Consider the following 3529-nt stretch of genomic DNA (forward strand, 5'->3'; position numbering starts at 1 on the left):
GATTATTGTGCGCGTTCCGGGTCGTTGTCGTGTTGGTTGGCTGGGCCGATCGGGCTGATGACGAATTCGGTGTCGCGGGGCGGATGGTCCTTGCGGGCGTAGGCCTCGGCGTCCATTTGGGCGATGAAGTGTGGGTAGTGCAGCTCGAAGGCGGGGCGTTCGGAGCGGATGCGGGGAATGGTGTGGAAGTTGTGCCGCGGCGGCGGGCAGCTCGTTGCCCATTCCAGTGAGTTGCCGAAGCCCCAGGGGTCGTCCTGGGTGACCGGCTCGCCGTAGCGGTAGGAGACGTAGAAGTTGTACAGGAAGGGCAGCATCGACGCACCGAGCAGGAACGAGCCGATCGAGGCGGTCGTGTTGAGCGCGGTGAAACCGTCGGTGGGCAGGTAGTCGGCGACGCGGCGGGGCATGCCCTTGGCGCCGAGCCAGTGCATGACGAGGAACGTCAGGTGGAAACCGATGAATGTCATCCAGAAGTGAATCTTGCCGAGCCGCTCGTTGAGGTAGCGGCCGGTGAACTTCGGGAACCAGAAATAGATGCCGCCCCACGAGGCGAAGACGATGGTGCCGAACAGCACGTAGTGCAGGTGGGCGACGACGAAGTAACTGTCGGTGAGGTGGAAGTCCACCGGCGGCGAGGCCAGCAGCACACCCGTCAGTCCACCCAGTAGGAACGTGACGAGGAACCCGAGAGAGAACAGCATCGGGGTCTCGAACGTCAGGGACCCGTGCCACATGGTGCCTATCCAGGCGAAGAACTTGATGCCGGTGGGTACCGCGATCAGGTATGTCATGAAGGAGAAGAATGGCAGCAGCACCGACCCGGTCGCGAACATGTGGTGCGCCCACACCGTGAGTGAGAGTGCCGTGATGCCGAACGTCGCGAACACCAGGCCCTTGTAGCCGAAGACGGGTTTGCGGCTGAAGACGGGGAAGATCTCGGTGACGATGCCGAAGAACGGCAGAGCGACGATGTACACCTCGGGGTGGCCGAAGAACCAGAACAAGTGCTGCCACAGGATGGGACCGCCGGCCGACGCATCGTAAACGTGGGCTCCGAGGTTGCGCTCGGCCCACAACGCCGCCAGGGCCGAGGTGAGGACGGGAAATGCCAGCAGGATGAGCAGGCTCGTCGCGAGCATGTTCCAGGTGAAGATAGGCATCCGGAACATGGTCATTCCCGGCGCGCGCAACGTGATGATGGTGGTGACGATGTTGACCGCGGCGAGAATGGTGCCCACCCCGGACAGGATCAGCCCCACTGTCCACAGGTCAGCGCCCACCGTGGGGGTGTTCTGGTTGTCGCTGAGCGGCGTGTACGCCGTCCAGCCGAAGCCGGGACCGCCCTGGGGCGTCACCAAACCGCTGACCACAAGCAGGCCACCGAACAGGAACGCCCAGTAGGAGAAGGCGTTCAACCGCGGAAAGGCGACATCGGGTGCGCCGATCTGCAGGGGTACCAGCAAGTTCGCGAACGCGATCACCAGCGGAGTCGCATACAGCAGCAGCATGAGCGTGCCGTGCATCGTGAACAGCTGGTTGTACTGGTCCAGGGACACGATCTGCATTCCTGGACGGGCGAGCTCGGCGCGCATCACCAGCGCCATGAGACCTGCGACCAGAAAGAAGCTGAGCGAGGTCAGCAGGTACATCTTCCCGATGACCTTGTGGTCAGTCGTGCGCAGCAGCTTCGCCAGCGCGGACCGTCGCCGACGCCGCCGGTGGACCTGCGCCCGATCATCGACCGCGGCAGGCCGAGTAACAGTGGTCATTTGTGCTCCAACTCAGCTGGCCGCAACCGAGCGGCGTGGCACCTCACCGTCCGACCTTGCTCTTGCGGTGACGCGCGGCCGGCTTGCTCTCGGTCTCGGTGTCGGTGTCGGTGTCGAGGGGATGGAAGAACCCGCGGACGCCTCGCGTGGGCGGCGCAGCAAGTACCTGGTTGGGCCGTTTCGGCACCGGGCTTCCTGCGTAGCGCAGCACACCCTCGCCTTCGGAGTTGGTCGGTCCCAGCGGCTGCGTGATCTCGACATAGTCGCCCTGATACGTCCGGCGGACTAGGCCCGTCTCCAGACCGCTCTCCAATACCTCGCGGTCGTGGTCCTCCAGGCCCAGGCACATCCAGTAGGTGAAGGCGAACGCCAATGGCGGAATGACCAGCACCCCGCCCCGCAGTGCCCACACCACCAGCGCCAGGGACAGGTGGAACGTATGGGCGATGACGTCGTCAGCGCCGGCCAGCGACAGCAGTACCCAGAAGCTCAGCGCCAGCACGCCGAGGCTGGTGCGGGCCGGGGCGTCCCGCGGGCGTTGCAGCAGATTGTGGCGGGCGTGGTCCCTCGTCAGCCGCGCTTCGATGAACGGATAGCCGGCCGCCACCAGCCCTAGCACGATCGGAAGTACGACCGACGGCCAGAACACCGGTGAGACGGTGTGCCCGAAGGGATGCAGCGCGATCGGCGGGAACAGCCGCAGGGCGCCTTCCAGGAACCACATGTACCAGTCCGGTTGGGACGCCGACGAGACCTGCGCCGGGTCATACGGGCCCCACAGCCACACTGGATTGATCTGGACAAGGCCGCCGAGGGCTGCCAGCGCTCCGAACACCAGAACGAAGAAGCCGCCGGACTTCATCGCATACGTCGGATAGAGGCGATCGCCGGAGACTGTCTGCTCCGTGCGCCCGGGCGCTGGGAAGTCCGTGTGCTTCTGCCGGACGATGATGGTCAGGTGAGCGGCGACCAGAGACAGAATCAGGCCGGGGATCAGCAGGACGTGTGCGATGTACAGCCGGCCGATGATCTGGTGGCCGGGGAACTCCCCGCCGAAGAGAAGGAAGCTCAACCAGCTGCCGATGACCGGTATGGACAGCACGATGGCATCGGCGATGCGAAGCCCGGTACCGGAAAGCAGATCATCAGGTAGCGAGTACCCCGCGAAACCTTCCACGATGCCCAGGGCCAGCAGCGACAACCCGATCAGCCAGTTGATCTCCCGCGGCTTGCGGAAGGCAGCGGTGAAGAATATCCGGCACATGTGCACGATCATCGACGCCACGAACAGCAGCGCCGCCCAGTGGTGGATCTGGCGGATCAACAACCCGCCACGTACGTCGAAGGAAAGGTCGAGCGTCGATGCGAATGCCCGTGACATCTCAACACCCTGCAGCGGGACGTAGGAGCCGTCGTAGCGCACCTCCGCCATCGACGCGTCGAAGAAGAAAGTCAGAAAGGTTCCCGTCAGGAGCAGCACGATGAACGAATACAGGGCGATCTCGCCCAGCATGAAGGACCAGTTGTCCGGGAACACCTTGTTCAACTGCTTGCGGAGCGGCGCGGCGATCTTCAAGCGCGCATCAGCGGCGCTACCTACGGCTCCAGCCGCGCGGGAGGACACCGACTGCCGCGAGAAGGCGAGCCGAAGCAGCGGACGCACTACTCTCATCGAAGACCGCCGCTCACGATGAGATCCGGCGTAGCCGCCTGGCCACTACCGCCCTTGCGGCGAGGGTGGCTGCAGCGATGCCGATCAC

The 3529-nt window shown here is 64.5% G+C and carries 2 protein-coding genes; both read right to left on the reverse strand.

All coding sequences use genetic code 11. From position 1 onward, the window contains the following. Positions 1–2: 2 nt before the first annotated feature. Positions 3–1769 (reverse strand): aa3-type cytochrome oxidase subunit I, encoded by a 1767-nt coding sequence (ctaD, locus tag RM423_RS24270; protein ID WP_311425613.1) that lies wholly within the window; start codon positions 1767–1769, stop codon positions 3–5. Between the two features lie 43 nt (positions 1770–1812). Next, the gene (qcrB, locus tag RM423_RS24275) at positions 1813–3423 is read right to left on the reverse strand and encodes a cytochrome bc1 complex cytochrome b subunit (protein WP_396327868.1); all 1611 of its coding nucleotides are present in this window, start codon (positions 3421–3423) and stop codon (positions 1813–1815) included. Between the last annotated feature and the right edge of the window lie 106 nt (positions 3424–3529).

This window comes from Jatrophihabitans lederbergiae (assembly GCF_031845305.1).
GTDB classification, from domain to species: domain Bacteria; phylum Actinomycetota; class Actinomycetes; order Mycobacteriales; family Jatrophihabitantaceae; genus Jatrophihabitans_A; species Jatrophihabitans_A lederbergiae.

Bases quoted from the DNA above. Each gene is read 5' to 3' on its own strand.
- ctaD (WP_311425613.1), bottom strand. From the start codon at position 1,769: ATGACCACTGTTACTCGGCCTGCCGCGGTCGATGATCGGGCGCAGGTC.